This window comes from Ruegeria sp. CH8, assembly GCF_056536985.1.
In genome coordinates, this window is record NZ_JBQFQR010000013.1 from 39,591 (window position 1) to 61,241 (window position 21,651).

Annotated in this window: 24 protein-coding genes, 1 pseudogene and 1 riboswitch; of the genes and pseudogenes, 15 read left to right on the plus strand and 10 right to left on the minus strand. The window is 58.5% G+C overall.

Annotation, left to right across the window (positions count from 1 at the left end; genetic code table 11):
• Nucleotides 1-79 precede the first annotated feature (79 nt).
• Complete coding sequence (gene metZ / locus ACR0ER_RS15340; protein WP_480769690.1) at nucleotides 80-1,270, minus strand: O-succinylhomoserine sulfhydrylase; 1,191 nt, start codon at nucleotides 1,268-1,270, stop codon at nucleotides 80-82.
• A 65-nt stretch (nucleotides 1,271-1,335) separates the two neighbouring features.
• Nucleotides 1,336-1,413: riboswitch (SAM riboswitch) on the minus strand.
• 132 nt (nucleotides 1,414-1,545) lie between these two features.
• Between metZ and ACR0ER_RS15345 the strand changes: the two genes are divergently transcribed.
• The 7 genes from ACR0ER_RS15345 (at nucleotide 1,546) to ACR0ER_RS15375 (ending at nucleotide 7,464) form a co-directional block, all read left to right on the plus strand.
• Nucleotides 1,546-2,481, plus strand: a complete 936-nt coding sequence (locus ACR0ER_RS15345) for an alpha/beta fold hydrolase (RefSeq protein ID WP_480769691.1) — start codon at nucleotides 1,546-1,548, stop codon at nucleotides 2,479-2,481.
• 23 nt (nucleotides 2,482-2,504) lie between these two features.
• A complete protein-coding gene (locus tag ACR0ER_RS15350) occupies nucleotides 2,505-3,194 on the plus strand; it encodes a glutathione S-transferase N-terminal domain-containing protein (protein WP_480769692.1) in 690 nt (229 codons plus the stop codon).
• A gap of 645 nt (nucleotides 3,195-3,839) precedes the next feature.
• Entirely contained in the window at nucleotides 3,840-4,727 is an 888-nt protein-coding gene (locus tag ACR0ER_RS15355; RefSeq protein ID WP_480769693.1) for an AraC family transcriptional regulator, read from the plus strand.
• A 113-nt stretch (nucleotides 4,728-4,840) separates the two neighbouring features.
• The gene (locus tag ACR0ER_RS15360; RefSeq protein ID WP_480769694.1) at nucleotides 4,841-5,794 is read left to right on the plus strand and encodes an alpha/beta hydrolase; all 954 of its coding nucleotides are present in this window, start codon (nucleotides 4,841-4,843) and stop codon (nucleotides 5,792-5,794) included.
• Between the two features lie 118 nt (nucleotides 5,795-5,912).
• A complete protein-coding gene (locus tag ACR0ER_RS15365; protein ID WP_480769695.1) occupies nucleotides 5,913-6,380 on the plus strand; it encodes a nuclear transport factor 2 family protein in 468 nt (155 codons plus the stop codon).
• A gap of 11 nt (nucleotides 6,381-6,391) precedes the next feature.
• Nucleotides 6,392-6,607 (plus strand): SDR family NAD(P)-dependent oxidoreductase, encoded by a 216-nt coding sequence (locus tag ACR0ER_RS15370; RefSeq protein ID WP_480769696.1) that lies wholly within the window; start codon nucleotides 6,392-6,394, stop codon nucleotides 6,605-6,607.
• A 392-nt stretch (nucleotides 6,608-6,999) separates the two neighbouring features.
• The gene (locus ACR0ER_RS15375) at nucleotides 7,000-7,464 is read left to right on the plus strand and encodes a phosphate-starvation-inducible PsiE family protein (RefSeq protein ID WP_480769697.1); all 465 of its coding nucleotides are present in this window, start codon (nucleotides 7,000-7,002) and stop codon (nucleotides 7,462-7,464) included.
• Between the two features lie 331 nt (nucleotides 7,465-7,795).
• Here the strand turns inward: ACR0ER_RS15375 and ACR0ER_RS15380 are convergent.
• The 3 genes and pseudogenes from ACR0ER_RS15380 to ACR0ER_RS15390 form a co-directional block, all read right to left on the minus strand.
• A pseudogene (locus ACR0ER_RS15380) lies at nucleotides 7,796-7,996 on the minus strand (transposase); the annotation flags it as partial.
• Nucleotides 7,997-8,170: a hypothetical protein gene (locus tag ACR0ER_RS15385; RefSeq protein WP_480769698.1), complete on the minus strand. Its 174-nt coding sequence runs from the start codon at nucleotides 8,168-8,170 to the stop codon at nucleotides 7,997-7,999. It lies immediately after the preceding pseudogene.
• An 85-nt stretch (nucleotides 8,171-8,255) separates the two neighbouring features.
• Nucleotides 8,256-8,627 (minus strand): OB-fold nucleic acid binding domain-containing protein, encoded by a 372-nt coding sequence (locus ACR0ER_RS15390; protein WP_480769699.1) that lies wholly within the window; start codon nucleotides 8,625-8,627, stop codon nucleotides 8,256-8,258.
• Nucleotides 8,628-8,754: 127 nt separating this feature from the next.
• On the opposite strand from ACR0ER_RS15390, the gene ACR0ER_RS15395 reads away from it, so the two are divergent.
• Entirely contained in the window at nucleotides 8,755-9,078 is a 324-nt protein-coding gene (locus ACR0ER_RS15395; protein ID WP_170324526.1) for a 2Fe-2S iron-sulfur cluster-binding protein, read from the plus strand.
• Complete coding sequence (locus tag ACR0ER_RS15400) at nucleotides 9,078-9,824, plus strand: FG-GAP repeat domain-containing protein (RefSeq protein WP_480769700.1); 747 nt, start codon at nucleotides 9,078-9,080, stop codon at nucleotides 9,822-9,824. The genes ACR0ER_RS15395 and ACR0ER_RS15400 overlap by 1 nt, the downstream gene beginning before the upstream one ends.
• Before the next feature lie 92 nt (nucleotides 9,825-9,916).
• Here the strand turns inward: ACR0ER_RS15400 and purD are convergent, their stop codons facing one another.
• Nucleotides 9,917-11,179 (minus strand): phosphoribosylamine--glycine ligase, encoded by a 1,263-nt coding sequence (gene purD / locus ACR0ER_RS15405; protein ID WP_480769701.1) that lies wholly within the window; start codon nucleotides 11,177-11,179, stop codon nucleotides 9,917-9,919.
• A 75-nt stretch (nucleotides 11,180-11,254) separates the two neighbouring features.
• Here purD and xseA point away from each other — a divergent pair, with 75 nt between their 5' ends.
• Nucleotides 11,255-12,748, plus strand: coding sequence for an exodeoxyribonuclease VII large subunit (xseA, locus tag ACR0ER_RS15410; protein ID WP_480769702.1), 1,494 nt, complete (start codon nucleotides 11,255-11,257; stop codon nucleotides 12,746-12,748).
• 7 nt (nucleotides 12,749-12,755) lie between these two features.
• Here the strand turns inward: xseA and ACR0ER_RS15415 are convergent, their stop codons facing one another.
• Nucleotides 12,756-13,151, minus strand: coding sequence for a hypothetical protein (locus ACR0ER_RS15415; protein WP_480769703.1), 396 nt, complete (start codon nucleotides 13,149-13,151; stop codon nucleotides 12,756-12,758).
• 127 nt (nucleotides 13,152-13,278) lie between these two features.
• Here ACR0ER_RS15415 and ACR0ER_RS15420 point away from each other — a divergent pair, with 127 nt between their 5' ends.
• The 5 genes from ACR0ER_RS15420 to ACR0ER_RS15440 all read left to right on the plus strand — a co-directional run bounded on the left by ACR0ER_RS15420 (nucleotide 13,279) and on the right by ACR0ER_RS15440 (nucleotide 17,576).
• Complete coding sequence (locus ACR0ER_RS15420; protein WP_480769704.1) at nucleotides 13,279-13,917, plus strand: lysoplasmalogenase family protein; 639 nt, start codon at nucleotides 13,279-13,281, stop codon at nucleotides 13,915-13,917.
• 58 nt (nucleotides 13,918-13,975) lie between these two features.
• Nucleotides 13,976-15,139: a signal recognition particle-docking protein FtsY gene (gene ftsY, locus ACR0ER_RS15425; RefSeq protein WP_480769705.1), complete on the plus strand. Its 1,164-nt coding sequence runs from the start codon at nucleotides 13,976-13,978 to the stop codon at nucleotides 15,137-15,139.
• Between the two features lie 90 nt (nucleotides 15,140-15,229).
• Nucleotides 15,230-16,132: an EamA family transporter gene (locus tag ACR0ER_RS15430; RefSeq protein ID WP_480769706.1), complete on the plus strand. Its 903-nt coding sequence runs from the start codon at nucleotides 15,230-15,232 to the stop codon at nucleotides 16,130-16,132.
• Nucleotides 16,133-16,148: 16 nt separating this feature from the next.
• Nucleotides 16,149-16,754: an inner membrane-spanning protein YciB gene (locus tag ACR0ER_RS15435; RefSeq protein WP_480769707.1), complete on the plus strand. Its 606-nt coding sequence runs from the start codon at nucleotides 16,149-16,151 to the stop codon at nucleotides 16,752-16,754.
• A gap of 153 nt (nucleotides 16,755-16,907) precedes the next feature.
• Nucleotides 16,908-17,576, plus strand: coding sequence for a Crp/Fnr family transcriptional regulator (locus ACR0ER_RS15440; protein ID WP_170330956.1), 669 nt, complete (start codon nucleotides 16,908-16,910; stop codon nucleotides 17,574-17,576).
• Nucleotides 17,577-17,787: 211 nt separating this feature from the next.
• Here the strand turns inward: ACR0ER_RS15440 and ACR0ER_RS15445 are convergent, their stop codons facing one another.
• The 4 genes from ACR0ER_RS15445 to hflK form a co-directional block, all read right to left on the minus strand.
• Nucleotides 17,788-19,224, minus strand: a complete 1,437-nt coding sequence (locus ACR0ER_RS15445; RefSeq protein WP_480769790.1) for a DegQ family serine endoprotease — start codon at nucleotides 19,222-19,224, stop codon at nucleotides 17,788-17,790.
• A gap of 185 nt (nucleotides 19,225-19,409) precedes the next feature.
• On the minus strand, nucleotides 19,410-19,604 hold the full coding sequence (locus tag ACR0ER_RS15450) for a DUF2065 domain-containing protein (protein WP_170324515.1): 195 nt from the start codon (nucleotides 19,602-19,604) through the stop codon (nucleotides 19,410-19,412).
• Complete coding sequence (gene hflC, locus ACR0ER_RS15455) at nucleotides 19,604-20,482, minus strand: protease modulator HflC (protein WP_170330950.1); 879 nt, start codon at nucleotides 20,480-20,482, stop codon at nucleotides 19,604-19,606. The genes ACR0ER_RS15450 and hflC overlap by 1 nt, the downstream gene beginning before the upstream one ends.
• A complete protein-coding gene (gene hflK, locus ACR0ER_RS15460; RefSeq protein ID WP_170330948.1) occupies nucleotides 20,482-21,624 on the minus strand; it encodes an FtsH protease activity modulator HflK in 1,143 nt (380 codons plus the stop codon). The genes hflC and hflK overlap by 1 nt, the downstream gene beginning before the upstream one ends.
• Between the last annotated feature and the right edge of the window lie 27 nt (nucleotides 21,625-21,651).

A 21,651-nucleotide genomic window follows, 5' to 3' on the forward strand; every position in this document is an offset into this window, starting at 1 on the left:
TCGAATTTACGTGAGGGACACATGATTTGTGCCCCTCATCGTCAAGTTCGAAACGGCTGTAGCAGGCAATTGGACGCCGTTATTGTTGAGAAACGTCCAATGCGCGACTGATATCGGCAAGCAGGTCACCTGCATCCTCAAGACCGATGGACAGGCGGATCAGACCCGGCGTGATGCCCAACTCATCCTTCTGCTCATCACTCAGCCGCTGATGCGTCGTCGTGGCCGGGTGCGTCGCTATCGATTTGGCGTCGCCCAGATTGTTCGAGATCACCGGTATTGTCAGCGCATTCAGGAACGCAAACGCCGCGTCCTTGCCGCCTTTGATGTCCAGCGACAGAACCGTACCGCCCTTGCCACGTAGCTGTGTCTGAACCAGCGCATTCTGAGCGTGGGTTTTCAGTCCCGGATATAGCGTCCGCTCCAGCGCGGCGTGACCTTCCAGCGCCTCGGCCACGGTCTGCGCCGTCTCGGCCTGCGCATTGACCCGCAGAGCCATCGTTTCCAGACCCTTAAGCATGATCCATGCATTAAACGGGCTGAGTGCTCCGCCCGTATGTTTCATGTAGGGTTCAAGCGTGCCGCGGATGTACTCTTTGGTGCCGATGACCACGCCACCAAGTGCGCGCCCCTGCCCGTCGATATGTTTGGTCGCGGAATAGACGACTACATCGGCGCCTTGCTCAATAGCGCGCGAGAAGACAGGCGTGGAAAACACGTTGTCCACGACCACCAATGCACCAACTGAGTGCGCCAGTTCGGCGACCGCCTCTATGTCGATCACCTCAAGCGTCGGGTTCGACATCGATTCAAAGAACACCGCCTTGGTGTCTGGCCGGATCGCCGCTTTCCACGCATCCAGATCGGTGCCGTCGACAAAGGTGACCTCAACCCCATAGCGGGTCAGGATGTTTTCCAGAATATACAGACACGACCCGAACAGGGCCTTGGCGGACACGACATGATCGCCTGCCTTCAGGATCGAGGTCAGCGCACCGTTGACCGCCGCCATGCCTGATGCCGCGGCGAAGGCATCTTCGCCCCCTTCCAGCGCGGCGATACGCTGTTCGAACATCGACACAGTCGGGTTGCCGTAGCGGGCATAGATGAACTCATCCGGGCCGGTCTCGATAAACCGTGCCTCGGCCTGCTCGGCGTTTTCATAGACGAAGCCCTGTGTCAGAAAGATCGCTTCGGACACCTCGTTATATTGGCTGCGACGAATGCCGCCATGGACGGCTTGGGTGCGTTTGTTCCAGCTCTCGCTCATGTCAATCCTCTCGACCCTTGTCAGGCAAGGGCATCAAAAAAACCCCAGACGCGGTCAAGCGAAAGGGGCCTTTCATCCTGACCTTTTAGCGGTGTTGTTTAGCGTGGCCCGCAATCCGGTAACAAATCGCCACGTAATGTTGTTGCCATTACGCCCCAGTTGCGGAGGCGTCAACCCTTGCAACGGCATCGTCACGGTTCTGTAACCGTCCATTCACCAAAGCGTCATAGCGTTGTGTCACATGGGCACCACAACATCTTGTATGGGGCAGAACAATGCCAGTAATCAGGATCAATGCCATCGGCGACACGTTCGCCCTGCATCGCAGCACGCGATCTCCGCATGGCACCTTGCGGCAAACGCGCGACACGCAGGGGCCGGTCATCATCATGACCCACGGGTACAAATATCGCCCCGATGATGCCAAAGCCTGTCCCCACCGGCACATTCTGTCACTGCATCCCACGCCAATGCCCTGGCATTGCCCAAGCTGGCCGCAACAATTGGGCTTCGGGTCGGGTTTTGGCGACGAAGGGCTGGGCATCGCGTTCGGTTGGAATGCACAAGGGCCGCTTTGGGCCGTTCGTCGCCGCGCGGTCGAGGCCGGACGTGCATTGGCGGACCTGATCCACGAGCTACGCCGCCTGAATCCGAACAGGCCTATTCATTTTATCGGGCACTCGATGGGCACCGAACTGGCGCTTGAGGCGCTTCACCATGTCGCCCCCGAGTCGCTGAACCGCATCATCTCGATGTCCGGGGCCGTGTATCAAAGCCGTACGTTGGAGGCATTGGACACACCCGCTGGTCAAAGGGCCGAGTTCATTAATGTAACCAGCCGCGAAAACGATCTGTTCGATTTCCTATATGAATGGTTGGTCCAACCGCCGCAGCGCGGTGACCGCAGCATTGGCACCGGCCTGCACGCTCAAAACGCGATCACATTGCAACTGGACTGCGCCCATACGCTGGACCACCTGTCGCGCGTGATTTTCCCGGTCGGTGCCCCGCAGCGCCGCATTTGCCACTGGTCCAGCTATACCCGCCCCGGTGTGCTGCGCCTTTATAACGCCTTGTTGCGCAACGAGGACCGGTTGAGCCTGCCCCTGCTGCGCAGCGGTATCCCCAAGGCGTCCTCGCGCCGCTGGTCACGGCTTTTTGCCCTGCCCCGCCCCAAAGCGCTCTTGCCGTTTGCACAGAAAGCCTCATGATCCTTCCAAGTTGAGGAGGCATCATGATCGACCTGTATTTCTGGCCCACGCCGAACGGCTGGAAGGCATCCATCGCGCTGGAAGAGATGGAGCTTCCCTACACCACCCACCTGATCAACATCGGCAAGGGTGATCAGTTCGACCCCGAGTTTCTGAAGATTTCGCCCAATAACCGGATGCCCGCCATCGTTGATCCCGACGGCCCGGATGGTGCCCCGGTCTCGGTGTTCGAAAGCGGCGCGATCCTGATGTATCTGGCCCGCAAGACCGGGCGGTTTTACGGCAATACCGAGCGCGATCGGATCGCCGTTGAAGAATGGCTGATGTGGCAGATGGGCGGCGTTGGCCCGATGGCTGGTCAGGCACATCACTTCCTGAAATACGCCCCACAACTGGACCCGCCGCAGGACCTGCCCTACGCCCAAGACCGCTATCGTACCGAGGTCGGACGTCTTTACAGCGTGCTCGACCGGCGACTGGCCGAGAAGGAATACGTCGCGGGCGATTTCTATTCCATCGCCGACATGTCGATCTGGGGCTGGGCCAGCCTGTGGGAAGGGCAACAGCAGGTGCTGGAGGACAAACCCCATTTTACTCGCTGGCTGGAAACGGTCAGCGCCCGCCCCGGCATTCAGGCCGGGCGGGCGTTACACGCCGATCTGCGCGGCGATCATCGGGACAAGCAGGCGCAGGGTGTCTTGTTTAAGCGATAAGGCATTGATCCAATATCGGTTCTGTGTTCAACCCCGTCATAGTCCTTAGAAGTTGCGCATGCGTAAAATTTCTGCCGTGTGGTAGCGGCAAAACCGGGCATTCGACCAACTCGCAACGAGTTTGCGGGGGTGAGTTTTGTGCGCCCGCGAACTTTCCGAACTTTTTCTCACGCGGTCTTTCCGTGCATCTGCAGGCAACTCCTTTGCTGAGATGCATCCTATGTTGTCGATGCGGTCTAAAGGATCGGTAGAAACGGGCTTAGCGAAAGCTATCTTTCGGCACCTGCAGACGTAAGCCCATGGGAACATTGACTGCTATGTTTCTCCGGCAAAGGCAGCCAGAAGGTTGTTGAACTCGTCTGCGCGTTCGATATTGACCAGGTGGCCGGTTGAAGGCCTGCAATCGGGCAACATCATCAAACAGCGAAAACCAATACCAATGCAGTGTCGACAGCACGTTGATTGCACCCTCGAGCCCAAAGTGGAGGATGCCACGTGAGTGATGAAAAATTAAAGTCGTGACCAAAGCTGACACAGATTGTGCGACAGAAGCGCCGCTCTGGGGTGTCCCTTGCTGAAACCGGACCACTTTGTCACTCTGACAATACACGCGATATTCATCACTCTCTAACCGGGAATTCTGTTTTGCCTCTCAGATACGCTGACATTTACCCTTCGGAGCCGCTGCTCAACAGCGATGCGATGGTGCGCCCGTCGGCGGCCGGGCTGATGTCCGTGCGGTATTTCCAGGCCGAGCCGAACCGCATGCCAGAGGAGGTGTTTGAAGAGCATCACGTCCTTTTGAACCTTCAGTCAAAGGCGCATCGCGTTCAGAACTGGCGGGATGGCGTGTTGCGGGATTTCACCTTCTGTAAGGACGAGGTCGTCGTTACTCCGGCAGGGACGCGTTCTGGTTGGCGGTGGCATGAGAAATCGGATGTGATCGTGATAACTCTGGACCCTGCCAAGGTGAAGCAGTTCGCGCAAACCGAACTCGGTATGCTGCTCGCCACCCAGCAGTTTCAGGATTTGCCCCAGTTTTCAGATCCGGACCTCTGCGCCGCGGGCGTCATACTGCGGGACGCGCTGGAAACGGACGGCCTGTCATCGGCGGTTATGTTCGAGGCCATGAGCCGTGTTTTCCTAGTTAAACTGTTGCAGAAATACGGAAAACGTCGTGCTGAAGATGTCGAACTTTCCTCTCGCTTCACATCCCGGCATTACCAGCGTGTGTTAACTTATGTTCAGAAGCGGCTGGATCAGACCATAACCGTAGATCAGCTTGCCGCCGAGGCGGGAATGAGCCCGTCGCATTTTGCCCGCGCCTTCAAGGAAACGCTGGGCTCGACCCCCATGCAATATGTCTTGGCCTATCGGATCGAGCAGGCAATGAAGATGATGGAGGACGCTGAGTGTGCCTTGGGCAACATCGCCCTGGCCTGTGGTTTTGCGGATCAGGCCCATTTCACGCGCAGCTTCAAGCAGGTCGTAGGGCAGACCCCGCGCGCTTATCGATCGGCATTATCCGCCTGAAGCAGGATCTTTCAAAAACCCGGCAGTCAGGTACAATTATTCTTGTCCATCCAGACGTATCTCTTTGGTCATCGGGCCGCAGCCCAACCTGATTGACCAAGGGAGATACGAAGATGAAAACCCTCGCACTCACAACTGCCGCCGCCCTGTTGGCCTCGTCCGCCGCCATTGCGCAGGTCGAAACCCGCACTGTGACGTTTAAAAACGAAGGTTCCATGTTGTCGGGCACGCTTTACCTGCCGGAAGAACGCGGCGACGCACCGCTGCCAACCGTGATTGTCACCGGTGCCTGGACCTCGGTTCAGGAACAGATGCCCGCGAACTATGCTCGCGCAATGGCCGAGCGTGGCTTTGCTGCCTTCACATTTGACTTCCGCGGCTGGGGAAAATCCGGCGATCTGCCCAACAATGTGCGCTTTGTGGAAAGCCCCGAAGCCAAGACCTCGGATATCAAGGCCGCGTTTGAATTTGTCGGAACCCTGCCTGAGGTCGATGCAGATCACATCAACGGGCTGGGGATCTGTGCTTCCGCTGGCTACATGGTGGATGCCGTTTCCGGCAATCCGCTGGTGCAGCGTCTTGGCTTGGTGGCACCGTGGCTACAAAACAAAGAGATTGTCGAGGCCGTTTACGGCGGCGAAGAAGGCGTTGCTGGCTTGATCGAAGTCTCTCACGCCGCTGAAGCCAAGGGGGGCGAGATTATTCCCGCTGCTGGTCCTGAAGGGGCAGATGGCGTTCTGATGCCGATCGGTGGCTACTATTACGAACCCGAGCGCGGTGCGATCCCGGAATACGACGACAAGTGGAACAATGCAGGTTGGGAAGGTTGGCTGATCTACCACCCCGCCGACAATCCGCAGCGTTTGGACAAGCCGCTGGCCATCGTGCACTCTGAAAGCGCCGCCATTCCGCAAGGTGTGAAAACCTTCCTGGCAGGCTTTGCCGGTGAGGCCACCGTACAGTTCCTGGAAGATGTGACCCAGTTCGACTTCTACGACAACCCCGAGGATGTGACCCGCGCTGCTGACACAGTGGCTGACCACTTCCGCATTGGCCTTGACGGCTGACTCAACCCGCGGTGAGTGCCGGGCCTCTCTGCCCGGCATCCCTCTTTTCGGATGATCCCAAATGACATGCACATTTCTCACAACTCTAGCTACCGCAACTCTGATCGGAGGAGCCACCATGGCCGACATGATCCCCGCTGACACCTTCCAAGGTATCAGCCAGGCAATCACCGACATCGCCGCCGGGGCCGACCGTCACGATTGGACCCGCGTGCGTACAGCCTTTGCCGACACGGTCACCACCGATTACACCGGATTGTGGGGTGGCGATCCCGTCACCCAATCCGCTGACAAATTGATCGCCAGTTGGGCCGCCTTCCTGCCCGGTTTCGAGATCACCCACCACATGGTGACCAACCACACGGTGACCGAGCTAGCCAACACCGCCGCCAAGGCCGAAGCCGACTTCACAGCCACCCACCGGATCAAGGACGAGTTCTGGGTGCTGGGCGGACGCTATAGCTATGACCTGGTGAAAGACGGTGCCGACTGGAAGGTCACCTCGATGACCATGACGCCCCTTTGGGAAACTGGCGACCGCGCCCTTCTCGCACAGGCCGGTGAACGCGCTGCAGAGAAAAAGTGAAAGGGGTTGCAATGACCGGAAAGCGTTTTGCTCTTGCGACCGGTACTAATCGTGGCATCGGTAAAGAAATCGCCCGTCAGCAGATCGGTGATCCCGGGCTTTTGGTCATTGTAAGTTCGCGCGAACAGGGAAAAGGCCAAGCTACGGTACAGCAGGTCGGATACGACACGGAGGATCTTCAACTGGACGTATCCGACCAGAATTCTGTTACAGCCGCTTTTAGGTAACGACAAGTACCGCCCTAAACCTCCGGAAACTCGCAAAGCTCAAGCCGTCGATCCCTGCCATGGCATAAAGGGCGAGGCCAATTTGGACTGAACTACTAAAATCAACGCCAGAGCTCTCACCCAAACTCAAAAACGAACGACTTTTTCAAAGGAATCAACTCTGAGCTGACAACGTGTCGTCTATGGAAGCGGGTGCCCTGCTGGTTTCTTTTCGTTTGCAGTCAGCGCGACACGAGGCCCGCCTCGAGACTATAAGATCGTTTTTAACGAGCAACAGATCGGTCTAGAAAATTACATCCATTTTGTGAGAGGGTTACGTCAAAGCCGTAGCGGGCGATGCATCTGGATGAAATGTCTCACGCTGGCGAACTAGTTCGGAATTGGAGATTATAGTGAGTGGCGAAGACGACAAACCCATCCCGGTACATGTAGAACTAGACCCCGATCACGAAGATGCCATCGTTCGATGGTGTAACCGCATGATCCGCCACGGTGTCAGAGCATTGTCAGTGCTAATGCTGGGCATCATTCTTCTGGCCATTATAGACGCCGGTTTCACGACATATCAGAAGTTGCTGGAACCGCCTGTATACATCTTGGAAGTCAGTGACCTTCTCACGGTTTTCAGTGCCGTTTTGGTCGTTCTAATAGCGATAGAGATATACACCAATATAACTCTTTATTTGACCGCTGACGTCATTCACATCAAGCTTGTGGTCGCGACAGCCTTGATGGCGGTGGCTCGAAAAATCATCACACTCGACGACAAAAGTTTGGAGCCTCACTACTTTCTTGGATACGCAGCCATCGGCCTGGCTTTGGGCGTAACTTACTGGCTTATAGAAAGAAAACCGTAAACCGCGTCGCTGGTTCGTCGCCCTTTCTCCGATGAGACCATTTGCAGAACCCGAAACTGCAGACAGTTTAACGCATGCGATCCTGCTTATCGCCCGGCTGCCCCACAAAGTAACCGAATTTTGCCAATAGACGCCCAAGGGCTCAGCACCAGGAACGGCCGCCTTGTTCCGGAGGCTGTGTGGAAAGGCGCAAAATCTGGTTTGTTTGCAAGCGTTTCAATTTGAGCGCAGCAGTCTCCGGTTTCGGCTCGGGGATGATCTTGAGTGGTATCTTGGCTTGTCTGGGCCGATTTGATCGATACGACGGCCATTTCTCAGCCTCCGAGATCGCCATGCCTTCATCGCGACACAGTGCGACAAACTGCTGGCAGACCTCGCGGATCGCAGGGCCGTTATCTTTGCCGAAATCAGCAATCGTTTTGAATTCAGGTTTCGAACGACCGATCAGCCAGATGAGCTCAAGATTGCGACCACATTCCCGTTCCAGATATCGAGATGATTGGACTTGGTTCAGATAGCCATAGAGATTAATTCAAAGCATCAACCCCGGAGCGGTCAATCGCAGCAGGCGCAGTTGTGAAATGCGGCTCTGTAAGCTGAGTATACCGACAAATTCATCAATCACTCGGACGGCAGTGTCTTCATCAATACATTCGGGAAGCAGCATCGCACGGTGCCGGTCAAATCCTTCGATGAAATGCCCCATCGAATGTCTCCGCAATCCCCTCAAAAATAGCACCAGATTTCATGAATTGCAGGGAGTTTCCACACGGCCTCCGGACAACGCAGACCTACCCCTCACCCCGCACCAGCACATCCAGCATCCCCGAGATGTCCTCGATCTCTTCCGCGATCACATGGGTCACCGAATGCGCCCTCTGCATCCGGCCCGTCACCTTCAACAACCGACCAGAGATGACCGCGCGACGGAATTGTTCGTAAATCTTGCGCCAGACCACCACGTTCACGATCCCGGTCTCGTCCTCAAGCGTCAGAAAGATCACCCCCTTGGCCGTCCCCGGCCTCTGCCGCAGGATCACCAGCCCGGCCACGGCAATGCGTGCGCCCTCGGGCGGGGCGTCCAACTGGTTCGAGGGCAAGCAGGCGGGCGGGCGTGGCCAGTCCCGGTTTGAAACCGCAGGGCGAACAGAGGCAACAAGCATGAGAACAAAAATAGAACAAACGGCAGGAAAGTCCAGACGCGGCGTGATGAGTCGCAAATGAGGCTGGAAAGACCTAAATGCCTTCACTAAGGAGGAATTCGACAATCGAAAAAGGAAGACGCACGCAATGGCAAAGATCACCTATGTCGAGCACAGCGGTACCGAACATACAGTCGAGGTCGCCAACGGGCTGACCGTCATGGAAGGCGCCCGTGACAACAACATCCCCGGCATCGAGGCCGATTGCGGCGGCGCCTGTGCATGCTCGACCTGCCATGTTTACCTCCACCCCGACTGGGTCGAGAAAGTTCCGGCCAAGGACGACATGGAAGAGGACATGCTGGACTTTGCCTACGAGCCCGACCCAGCCCGCTCGCGCCTGACCTGCCAGATCAAGGTCACGGATGAGCTGGACGGTCTGGTCGTACAGATGCCCGAAAAACAGATCTGATGATCTTCAAAGCGCCGCGCCTGCCCGCCCGCCTGTGGCGATATCGGGCCCGCGGCGCACTGCTGGGGTTGAGTTTGTGGTTGGCGGGAATACCCCCCGCCGTAGCCGAAACAATTACAAGCGCCCACTTTACAGAACCCACCACACGCTACGCTCACGGCGTCTTGGGCGATGACATCGAGTACGGCGCGCTGGAATTGACACTCCAAGGCGACACGCTCGTCATTCGACTGCCCTCGGACAGGGTGTTTGAAGATCTGGCGCCACGGCTGGTAGATATCGACTTGGACGGCACCCAAGAGGTCATCGTCGTCGAATCCCACAAACAGGCTGGCGCTCAACTGGCTGTCTATAACAGTGGCGGGAGGAAAATCGCCGCCACACCTCATATAGGTACCCGCTTTCGCTGGCTGGCCCCGATTGGCGCTGCTGATCTGGACGGCGACGGTTATGTGGAAATTGCCTATGTCGACCGGCCACATCTGACCAAGACCCTGCGCATCTGGCGCTTTAGAGATGGCAATCTGTCCGAGATCGCCTCTTTGCCCGGTCTGACCAACCACCGCATCGGTGAAGACTATATCACCGGCGGGGTCAGAGAATGCGGCTCTGGCCCTGAAATGATCGTTGTCAGCGCCGACTGGCAACAGATCGTCAGCGTCAGCCACGATAAGGGTTGGAAAACGCGAAACTTGTCCCCGTTCAGCCGCGCAGCAATGAAACAGGTTTTGAACTGCTCACATTAGACCCAACCGCAGCCCGCGTCAGCGGACTGCCTGGCCCAAGGCCTTTGGCGTTGCATCTTTGATGCAGCGTCAGGGCGCGGGAGCCTTTGTGATCAGAGCGCCCGCCAACCGATATCGCGGCGGTAGAATCCCTCCGGCCAATCGATACCGTCCACCATTGCATAAGCCCGATTCCGCGCCTCCTGCAGCGTCTCGCCGCGTGCGGTGACATTGAGAACTCGGCCCCCCGATGCCACAACCTGCCCGTCCGAGTTTTTGGTTCCGGCGTGAAACACCATGTTCCCGCTATCCTCAGGCAAACCCTCCAGCCCTTTGATCACGCTGCCCTTCTGATACGCGCCAGGATACCCGTTCGCCGCCATTACCACGGTCAGGGCGTGATCATCGGCCCAGTTCACCTGTGCTTCGCCCAGCAGCCCTTCGGCAGCGGCCTGCATCAGGTCCATCACCTGCGCGCCAAGGCGCATCATCAGGACCTGACATTCCGGATCACCAAAGCGCACGTTGTATTCCACCAGACGCGGCTGGCCGTCCTTGATCATCAGACCGGCATAGAGAACACCCTGAAACGGCATCCCGCGTCGCTTCATCTCAGCCACGGTGGGCTTGATGATCTCGTCCATCGCGCGCGCTTCGATTTCTGCGCTCAGTACCGGCGCCGGGGAATAGGCGCCCATGCCGCCGGTGTTCAGGCCGGTATCGCCCTCACCCACGCGCTTGTGATCCTGCGCGGTGCCAACGGACAGGATGTCCTCACCGTCGCACAATACAAACAACGACGCCTCTTCGCCTTCCATGAACTCTTCAATGACGACCTCTGCCCCGGCCCCGCCGAAAGCGCCGCCGAACATGTCATCGATGGCCTCCAGCGCGGTTTGCTCGTCCATCGCCACGATCACGCCTTTGCCCGCCGCCAAACCGTCGGCCTTGACCACAATCGGCGCGCCCTGAGCGCGGATGTATTCTTTCGCCGACTCTGCTTCGGTGAACCGCGCGTATGCCGCTGTTGGAGCACCCGACGCGTCGCAAATCTCTTTGGTAAAGCTTTTCGAGGCCTCCAACTGTGCCGCCTCTGCCGAAGGGCCGAACACCAGCACGCCCGCCTCACGCAGACGATCAGCCACACCTGCGGCCAGAGGAGCCTCAGGGCCGACAATCACGAAATCAATCGCATTTGCTTCGGCAAAGCTGACAACCGCCCCGCCATTTTCGATATCCAGCGCGGCACACTCCGCAATCTGCGCAATCCCGGCGTTTCCCGGAGCCACGATCAGACGGTCACATTTAGGGTTCTGCATCACTGCCCAGGCCAGGCTGTGTTCCCGCCCACCACTGCCGAGAATGAGGATATTCATGACTGCTCTCCGATCTGCTTGGCCTCGCCTTGCGGGCGTTCTAAGCTGGGCGAGCATTTGACACAAGGCGCTGAAATGTCCGACCTGCTAGACGACCCCATTCCCGGTCAAAATACCCCTGAATACACAGTTTCGGACATCTCGGGCGAGGTGAAACGGACGCTCGAAGGCACCTTCGGGCGAATCCGAGTGCGCGGAGAGGTCGGGCGCGTGTTCAAGGCGCGCTCGGGGCATCTGTACTACGACATCAAGGACGACCGGAACGTTCTGGCCTGCACCACGTGGAAGGGCCAGATCTCGGGCCTGTCAGTTGTGCCGGAAGAAGGGCTTGAGGTTGTCGTCACCGGTCGGCTCACTGCGTTCGGCGCGCAGTCGAAATACAATCTGAACGTCGATGAGGTCGCGGTTGCCGGGCAAGGCGCGCTGATGGCCTTGCTGGAGAAACGCAAGAAACAGCTTGAGGCCGAAGGGCTGTTCGCAACGGAACGCAAAAAGCCGTTGCCCTATCTGCCGCAGATCATCGGCGTGGTGACCTCGCCGTCGGGCGCGGTGATCCGCGATATTCTGCACCGCCTGCGCGACCGCTTTCCGCGCAAAGTGCTGATCTGGCCGGTGGCCGTGCAGGGATCAAACTGCGCCCCCGAGGTTGCGAATGCGATCAACGGGTTCAACCAACTGACACCCGGCGGAGCCCTGCCCCGCCCCGACCTGATCATCGTCGCCCGGGGTGGCGGGTCGATCGAAGACCTTTGGGGGTTCAATGAAGAGATCGTTGCGCGTGCGACTGCAGCCTCGGACATTCCGCTGATCTCAGCGGTGGGGCACGAGACGGATACTACGCTGATCGATTATGTCTCAGACCAGCGCGCACCGACCCCGACCGCCGCCGCCGAATTGGCCGTGCCCGTGCGGATGGAGTTGCTGGCCTGGACAGGAGAACAGGGCGCACGCCTGTCCCGCGCTGCAACAGATGCGGTGCAAAGGCGATCCCAACGGTTGCGCGACCTGTCCCGCGCCTTGCCGCGCCCGGACAGCTTGTTGAACACTCCGCGACAACGGCTTGATTTGATTGCAGACCGCCTAACCCCGGCACTGGAGCGCGGCGTGCAAAACCGCCACCTGCAGGTAGTGAAACTGTCGGCCCATCTGCGCCCTTCAACCCTGCGCAACCTCGTATCAAGCCGCCAGGAAGCGGTGCGCAACCTGTCCTCACGCCTGTCCCTGCGGCCCATTCAGCGCGAGATTGAGGTGCAGCGCCAGACTTTAAAGCGGCTGTCTGATCGCATGAACACAGCGCAGACTACACGGCTGGACCGGATGCAGCAGCAACTGACTGCCACGGACCGCTTGCGCGAAACGCTCAGCTATAAGGCCACATTGCAACGCGGCTACGCGGTGGTGCGTTCGGATGATCAGGTATTAACGACGAAAAAGCAGGCTGAAAAACACAGTTCACTCCAGATCGAGTTCGCTGATGGCGTGCTGACCACCGACCAACCCGCTGGCCCGCGACCTGCCCCCAAGAAAACCTCCAAAAAGGACGCGCCGGATCAGGGCTCACTCTTCTGAGTGCGCCCTACACCCCGACGTCAGGCCCATAGCAGATCATCTCTTCGTCGATATCATCAGCCTCATAGAGTTCTGTCTGCTCCGGATCGCCTTCGAACTGCGCGATCAGGCCAGACCCTGAGCGAGTGAACACCCAACATTGCGGGTCCAGACGGTCTTCGTAGATAAAACAGATCTGTTCGTCCTGTTCGTACCAGACGCCCTCTTTGCAATCGCCATCCAGAAACGACCAGATTACGCGGCGATTGGGCAGGTATCGCTCAACCCCGTAAACCTGACCCTGAAACCCATAGAACAGAGTTTTTCCGCGCGTGTAGTCATCGAAGTCTGCCCCCGACAACGCTGACTGGGCCGACGCAGAAAATCCGGGTAACAAAAGAAGAATCGCAAAGCATCTGATCATAACTACATTCTGGCAGATGCCATTGTTTGGCGCCAATCACCATTTTCTCTGCCGCGCCTGCCTCAACGTTACCTGTTGAGATGAAGAGACAACCCGTAACATGTTGTTAAAAAACGGGGAGGCGATCATGACAACCGCTTTGTTCTGGCTTGCAGGATTCTGTGCTCTGGCCTATCTGCCCTTGTCGCCACGCCCTGCCAGCGCCTTGCGGTCGCTGCTGAAAACCGCGTCCGTCGCTCTGCTGGCCGTAATCGCATTATTGCAGGCCGCACCGCATCTACTGGTTCTTGCTCTGGCCTTGTGTGCCCTTGGCGACGCGTTGTTGTCGCGTGAAACGGACAGCACGTTCATGGCTGGAATCGCAGCCTTTGCTGCCGGGCATCTCGGGTATATCGCCTTATTCCTAACCCACGCCACCAGCGATCCGGCGTTGATCTTAGACAGGCCTGGCTATTTCTGGTCACTCATTATCCTTGGGATCGTAGCAGCCACCCTGCTCGCCCCGCGCGCCGGATACCTCAAGGGCCCGGTTTTGGGCTACATCCCGATCATTCTGGGGATGGGCATAGCCGTTCTCTCACTGCCCGAAACAGGTGCCCTACGGTGGGCGCTGCCCGCTGCCCTCGCCTTCATCGCGTCTGACCTGATACTGGCGACCGAGAAGTTTCTGCTGCCAGCAGACCACCCGGCCCTGAAGATTACGCCGTATCTGATCTGGCCGCTCTATTGGGGGGCGCAGGCCGGTTTGCTGGCCGCGTTTCTCTGACCCTTTGCAACTGCCGCAAATCCGCATTAGGTGAGGGGAACACCTGCGGAGACTAAAAATGGCGTTTTTCTCAAAGCTCAAGGACAAGTTGTTCAAATCCTCGTCCCGCCTCGAACAGGGGCTTGAGGCTATTGTTGAGGATGGCGGAGAGGAAACCACCGCGCCGGATCCGATCATCCCCGAACCCGAACCGCAGCCCGAGCCCGTGCCGGAAGTTCCCGAGCCAGCCCCTGAGGCACCGGAACCCGCGCCTGCACCGCAGCCGGTCGAGGTGCCTGAGCCTGCACCCGTTGATCCAACCCCTGCGCCGCCCCCGCCCGAGACCGCACCTTCCAAGGGCGTGCTGGGTCGTCTATTCGGCCGCAGCGAAGCCAAAACCGCTGTACGCCGTACCTTGGACGACGACATGCTGGAGCAACTCGAAGAGTTGCTGATCGCCTCGGACATGGGCGTCGATACCGCCCTGCGCGTCACTGCCAACATGGCTGAGGGGCGCTATGGCCGCAAACTCTCGACCCAGGAAATCAAACAGCTTCTTGCACAGGAAGTCGCCCGCGTGATGGAGCCGGTCGCCAAACCCCTGCCCATCTACCCCAAACGCCCGCAGGTGGTGCTGGTTGTCGGCGTGAATGGCTCGGGTAAGACCACCACAATCGGCAAGCTGGCTAGCCAGTTCAAATCGGCGGGCAAAAAGGTCGTGATCGCCGCTGGAGACACATTCCGCGCCGCCGCAGTTGAACAACTGCAGGTTTGGGGCGAACGCGCTGGTGTACCCGTCCTAACCGCGCCTGAGGGCTCGGACCCCGCCAGCCTCGCCTTCGATGCCTTGACCAAGGCGCAAGAGGACGGTGCCGACCTTCTGATGATCGACACCGCTGGCCGCCTGCAAAACCGCGCCGACCTGATGGAGGAACTGGCCAAGATCGTCCGCGTCATCCGCAAGGTGGACGAAACGGCTCCGCACAACACTCTTTTGGTGCTGGATGCGACGACCGGTCAGAACGCGTTGAGCCAGGTGGAAACCTTCCGCAAACTGGCCGATGTCTCGGGCCTCGTGATGACCAAACTCGATGGCACCGCCAAGGGCGGCGTGCTGGTGGCGCTGGCAGACAAGTTCGGCCTCCCCATCCACGCCATCGGTGTCGGCGAACAAATCGACGATCTCGCCCCCTTCGACCCCGAAGAGTTTGCCGCCGCGCTGACTGGTCTGGACCAAAACTGATCCGAGCCTTCATCTGGCTAGAAATATCCTCGGGGGGTGTGGGGGGCAGACAGCCCCCCACCCTCTCCAACCAGAACAAAGATCTGACACTTGAGCGACTGGCTGATCTCCCTCGAAGGCACCGAAGCAGGCCACCAACTCGCGCTGGGACTGGCCCTGATGGCCGCCTTCCTGCACGCAGTCTTCGGTGCCCTGCAAAAGGGCTGCCACGATCCGTGGATGTCGCGCGGCGCCATCGACGCCAGCTATTGCCTGCTGGCCGCACCCTTCGCGTTTTTCGTCGTCCCCTGGCCCGAACCCTACATGTGGCCGATTTTTGCGACCGTATGGGTAATCCACATTGCCTATAAAACCCTGCAGGCGATGGCTTATACCAAGGGCTCTTATACGGTCGTCTACCCGGTGGTCCGAGGCACCGGCCCGCTTTTCACCGTCATCGGTGCCTATCTGCTGTTCGGAGAAACCTTTACTGGCACCCAATGGTTTGGCGTGGCGGTCTTGCTGGCCGGCATTTTCGGACTGGCGCTCTACAACCTCCGCTTTCTCGAAACCAACCGCGAAACGCTGGGCATTGCTCTGGTTCTCGCAGTGGCCACCGGCCTGTTCGTGGCGCTTTACACCACCTACGATGCTTATGGCATCCGCGCCACAGCCGACCCGTTCACCTTTCTGGCTTGGTTCTTCATGATCGACGGCGCGGCAATGCCGATCTACGCCTTCCTCCGTTGGCGCGCCATGATCAACCGACCGACCATCGGCCCGCTGATGTTACGCGGGCTGGCAGGCGGTATCATCGCCCCCTTGTCGTTCGGAGCCATCATGCTGGCCACAAGGCTCGACAAGGTTGGCGAAGCCGCCGTCCTTCGGGAAACCTCCACCGTATTTGCAGCCCTCATCGGCTGGCTCGTTCTGAAAGAAACCGTGGGGCCAAGGCGGATCGGGCTGATGGCATTGATTGCACTCGGCGCCGTAATAGTTGAAATGGGCGGGTAAGCAGCAGGAAATCGTTATGACAGGCAAAAAAGAGATCAACCCGTTTCTGAAACAGGTGCTGGAACTTGGCCCTCCGCTGGCCTTCTTCTTCATCTACCTGCGCCTGCGTGACGACAGCTTTCTGATTGGCGGCATCGAATATTCCGGCTTCATCGTCGCCACCATCCTCTTTGTGCCGCTGATGCTGGGCGCAATGGGCGTCCTCTGGTATCTGACCGGCAAGCTCAGCCGGATACAGATTTTCACTGCCTTCATGGTCATTTTCTTTGGTGGCCTGACTGCTTGGTTTAATGACGAGCGGTTCTTCAAGATGAAGACCACGCTGGTTTACGGCTTCTTTTCGATCATGCTGGGCATCGGCCTTTTGCAGGGCAAGTCCTACCTTGCCTATGTTCTGGACGAGATGCTGCCGATGCGCCACGAGGGGTGGATGATCCTGACCCGGCGCCTTTGCGGTTGTTTTGCAGTTCTGGCTATGGCCAACGAATTCGTCTGGCGCACGATGTCGACCGACCTCTGGGTCAAGATCGAAACCTTTGGCTTCCCCATTGCACTGATGGTGTTTCTAATGCTGCAGTTCAATCTGTTGCAAAGCTACATGGATGACCCTGACCACCAATAGCCGAACCGGAAACAAACCCACTCGCCTCAAGCGATTGTGATGCTCGGTACATTTCTGCGACCGAATTACCGGGAAATGCAGACAAAATCCTTGGCTAAACGCCAAAGCTATGGAAAGTTGTGTCACCACTCACAGCCGGAGCACCCGAAACTCATGACGGCTTTCCCTGACAGCGGCTTTCTGTCCGATGCATCAGACAGACTGAAAGCCATGCTTTCTGCACAGGCAACCGAGATTTCACTGGATCGCGGGGACGTTCTGTTCGAGCAGGGCGACGAAGGCGACGCCCTCTTTGCCCTCCTTGAAGGCACGCTTGAGGTGTCTTTTCTGGCCATGAGCGGTCGTAAGTTGTCTCTGACCCTGATGAGACCCGGAGAAATTTTTGGCGAGATTGCCCTGTTCGACAGTGGCCCCCGTACCGCGACGATTGCAGCGGCCGAACCATCCCGCGTTTTGCGTGTCAGGCAAGGCGACGTGATGGCTCAGATCCGCCAGCATCCTGATCTGGCAGTAGACCTGATCCGCCTGGCTGGCCTGCGTATGCGCTGGATGGGATCGCAACTGAATGAACAGGTTTTTCTGCCGATGCCAATTCGTCTGGCTCGTAAACTGCTACATCTTTCAGAGATGCAGGACGACCCATCGACAAAGATTACGCTGTCACAAAGCGAACTGGCCGAATTCGTTGGCGCCACGCGGGAAGCGGTATCCAAGACCATTTCCACCTGGAAACGCGATAACGTGGTTGAGGCGTCGCGCGGCGGGCTCATGATTCAGGACTTCGAAGCTCTGCGGGAATTGGCCGATTCCGACCTGATCTGACCCCTGTGACCTGCTTCACAGACCTTGGGCGGAGTTAAGCCTATCGTCGTAAGTGTTACCGTAGGAGGTCAGAGAATCATCCCCGATATCTGTCCACTGACCTCTCCCTGTACAAGAGCCACGTACCTCCCCGGTACGTGGCTCACTACCTCCCAGCACAAAAAAGGCCGGAGCATCTGCTCCGGCCTTTTGGGTTGTTTCAGGCTATGGGTTATTCTCCCAGGCTCAACGCCACAAAGCGGGGTTCGCCGCCACGACGCACCAGCAGCAGCAGCGACTTGCGCCCTGCCTCGCGCGCTTCATCCATGCGCGACTCGAGGTCTTCGATCGAACTGACCTTCTGCTGCCCGGCCTCAGTGATCAGGTCACCGGCGCGCAAGCCCTTCGAAAAGGCCTCGGACGCCTCGTCCACTTCGGTCACGACCAGACCTTCCGCATCCGCATCCAGCCCCATATCCTCACGCAACTTGTCGGTCAGCGGTGAAATGGTTAGGCCCAGAATATCTGCGTTTTCCTCGGCAGGAGCGTCCGACGTTTCCTCTTCGCCGTCCTCGGCGCGCTCAGCGTCCTCGCGGCGGCCAAGTGTCACCAGAACGGTCTGTGTGCCGCCGTCGCGATGGACAACCACGCGAACCGATTTGCCAACGGTGGTTTCGCCAACCTGACGCACCAGACCGCGGGTATCTGCTACTTCGACTCCGTCAAAGCTGAGGATCACGTCACCGGCCAATAGCCCCGCCTCTTTGGCTGGGCCTTCCGGCACATCACTGATCAGCGCGCCGCCGGGCTTGTCCAGCCCCATCGCCTCAGCCATGTCCTCGGTTACGTCCTGAATGCGTACACCCAGCCAACCGCGACGGGTTTCACCAAATTCGCGCAATTGATCGACGACTTTGACCACTACATTGGAAGCCATCGAGAAACCAATCCCGATCGAGCCGCCATTGGGTGACAGGATTGCGGTGTTTACACCGATTACTTCGCCATTCATGTTGAACAAAGGACCACCCGAGTTGCCTCGGTTAATCGCAGCATCGGTTTGAATGTAGTCGTCATAAGAGCCACTCAGCGCCCTGTTTCGGGCTGAAACGATACCAGCCGAAACCGAGAAACCCTGCCCCAGCGGGTTGCCCATTGCGATTACCCAATCGCCGACACGTGCAATATCGCTGTCGCCGAACTGCACATATTTCAACGGACCCGTCGCCTCGACCTTGAGAAGCGCGATATCGGTTTTCTCATCCGTGCCAATCACCTTGGCAGGCAGCTCCTTCTTGGGCTGCCCGTCGCCGGGGAAGAATTCCACGAGAATTTCATCCGCTTCGGCAATGACGTGATTGTTGGTGACGATATAACCGTCCTCGGAAATCACGAACCCCGATCCCAGAGCATTGCTGCGGCGCGGGCGGTTCCCGTCATCACCGTTGCGATCCTGAAACTCACGGAAGAAATCCTCGAACGGTGAGCCCTCGGGCACGATCCCCTGCGGACCGGTCTGCCCCTCGATCAGGGTTGTGGTGGTGATGTTGACCACCGCCGGGCTGATCTTTTCGGCCAACGGTGCCAGGCTTTCGCCCCGCGCCTGCGCGGCGACGGTCTGGGCCAGAACAAGCAACATCCCCGCAAAAGCCAGCCACATCAGCCGCATGAAACCAACACTATCGTCCCGCTGGACGGAAATACTTCGTGCTTGTGCCTGCACTTGGAAACTCCTTGTCGACAATTCTTCTGTGGCCGCCCCTCGGCAACCTTTCTTAGCAACCAATGTAGTCAGTTTGTCCAAGCCCGCAACTCGGGATCGCGGGGAAATCACCGGCAAGTGAGATCACTGTATTAAAATCCGACCTGATAAGCGCCCCACAGCAGCACCAGACCGCTGACGACGCAAAGCAGACCTGCCAATCGCCGGGCCTGTTCCGGCAGCGACCGCAGCGCCTCGAGCATACGTTCAATAAGCGAAGGGGCCAGCGCGTACGCCAGCCCCTCGACAATCAGTACCAGCCCAAAGGCCAGAAGGATCAAGCCCATTACCGCCCCGCCTGTCCGGTGGGTGACTTCAGGTAATTGAAGAACTCGGAATCCGGGCTCAGCACCATTGAGCTGTTTCCGCCCTGCAACGCGTTTTCATACGCGCTGAGCGAGCGATAAAATTCAAAGAACTCCGGGTCTGCGCCATAGGCTTCGGCGAAGATTGCGTTGCGTTCGGCGTCCGCCTCACCGCGAATGATCTCGGCCTCACGGTTCGCATCCGAGACCAGTTCAACCACGGTCCGGTCGGCTTGCGCGCGAACACGCTGCGCGGCCTCGTTACCACGGGCGCGTTCGTCGGTCGCCTCACGTTCCCGTTCCGCCTTCATCCGGTCGAAGGTCGCCTCAAGGTTGGCCTGCGGCAGATCGGTGGCTTTCAAACGCACGTCGATCACGTTGACGCCCAGCGCCTGCGCTTCGGCAATTGCGCTGTTTCGGATGCGCAGCATCAGTGCGGCACGGTCCGAGCTGAGGATATCACGAGACGACACCGAACCCAGCACCTCACGCGTTTCGGCGCGTAGGATACGGTCCAAACGATCTTCGGCCACCGGAATGCCACCGACGCCAACCGCCTGACGGAACCGGTTCAGATCCGAAATCCGATAGCGCGCGAAGGCGTCGACCACCAGACGACGGTCATCCAAAGGCGTCACCTCCAGCGGTTGAACGTCGATCGACAGGATGCGGTCATCATAGCGAACAACTTCCTGAATTAACGGGATCTTGAACGCCAGACCGGGATCTTCTTTCACGGCAACCACGCGGCCAAATTGCAGAACCAACGCTCGCTCACGCTCGTCCACAATAAAGATCGAAGACAGGCCGACAACGCCAAGGATTACAACGACAATGAGAAGAATGGGTGATTTACGCATCAGTTGTTCCCCTCGGCCTGATTGCGACGCAGCTCGTTCAGCGGCAGATAAGGCACAACACCCTGCCCCTGACCGGTCGAGTTTTCGTCCAGAATAATCTTATCCACGTCACCCAGAACCTGCTCCATCCGTTCCAGATAGAGGCGTTTACGGGTCACATCTGGCGCTTTGGAGTATTCTTCAAGAACCGCGCTAAAGCGGCTGGCTTCACCCTGAGCGCTGTTGATCTGCTGGGCGCGGTAGGCTTCGGCCTCTTCCAGAACCTGTGCAGCTTCACCACGCGCTTCCGCAAGCACGCGGTTGGCATAGGCGTCGGCCACGTTTTGCAGACGATCCCGTTCCTGCGCAGCGGCCTGAACGTCGCGGAATGCGGCGATCACGTCCTGCGGCGGGTCCGCCTTATCGAAGTTAACGCGGACGATATTGATGCCCGAGTCGTAGCTGTCCATTGTCGACTGGATCAGCTCTTGCAGACGCTCAGCAATGATCCCACGATCCCGGTTCAGGATCGGGGCCAGTTCGCTTTGCGCGATGATCTCACGCATCGCCGATTCCGAAACGGCGCGGATCGTCTGGCGCGGATCTCGCAGGTTGAACAGGAACTTAGCCGGATCGTTGATGTTCCAAACGACCTGATAGTCGATGTCGACAACGTTTTCGTCGCCGGTCAGCATCAGGCCATCATCACTACCGCGTGCGCCGCCCATATCCTCGGTTTGTTCGCGGGTCACCGGAATGACCTCAGCGGTCACGAAGGGCCAAGGGGCAAAGTTCAGACCCGGATTGCCGACGGCCGAGAACTCACCCAGAAACAGCTCAACCGACTGTTCTTCGGGCTTGACGGTATAGAAGCTGGCCGCGCCCCAAAGCACAGCCGCAACAACGACACCGATCAAGATGGTTCCTTTGGTAAAAATGGGACCACCCCCACCTGCACCCTGACCGCCGCCACGGCCTGAACCGCCACGACCGCCCATCAGAACGCGCAGCTGTTCCTGGCCTTTTTTCATCAGCTCATCGATCTCGGGGATCTGCGGGCCATCGCCTTCGGGGGGCTTGCGCCCGTCCCCGTTGTTACCCCGATTTCCTCCGCCTCCAGAAGAGCCTCCGCCCCCCCAGGGGCCACCGCTGTTGCCCGCCATATGTATCTATTCCCTTGTGTTGGACCG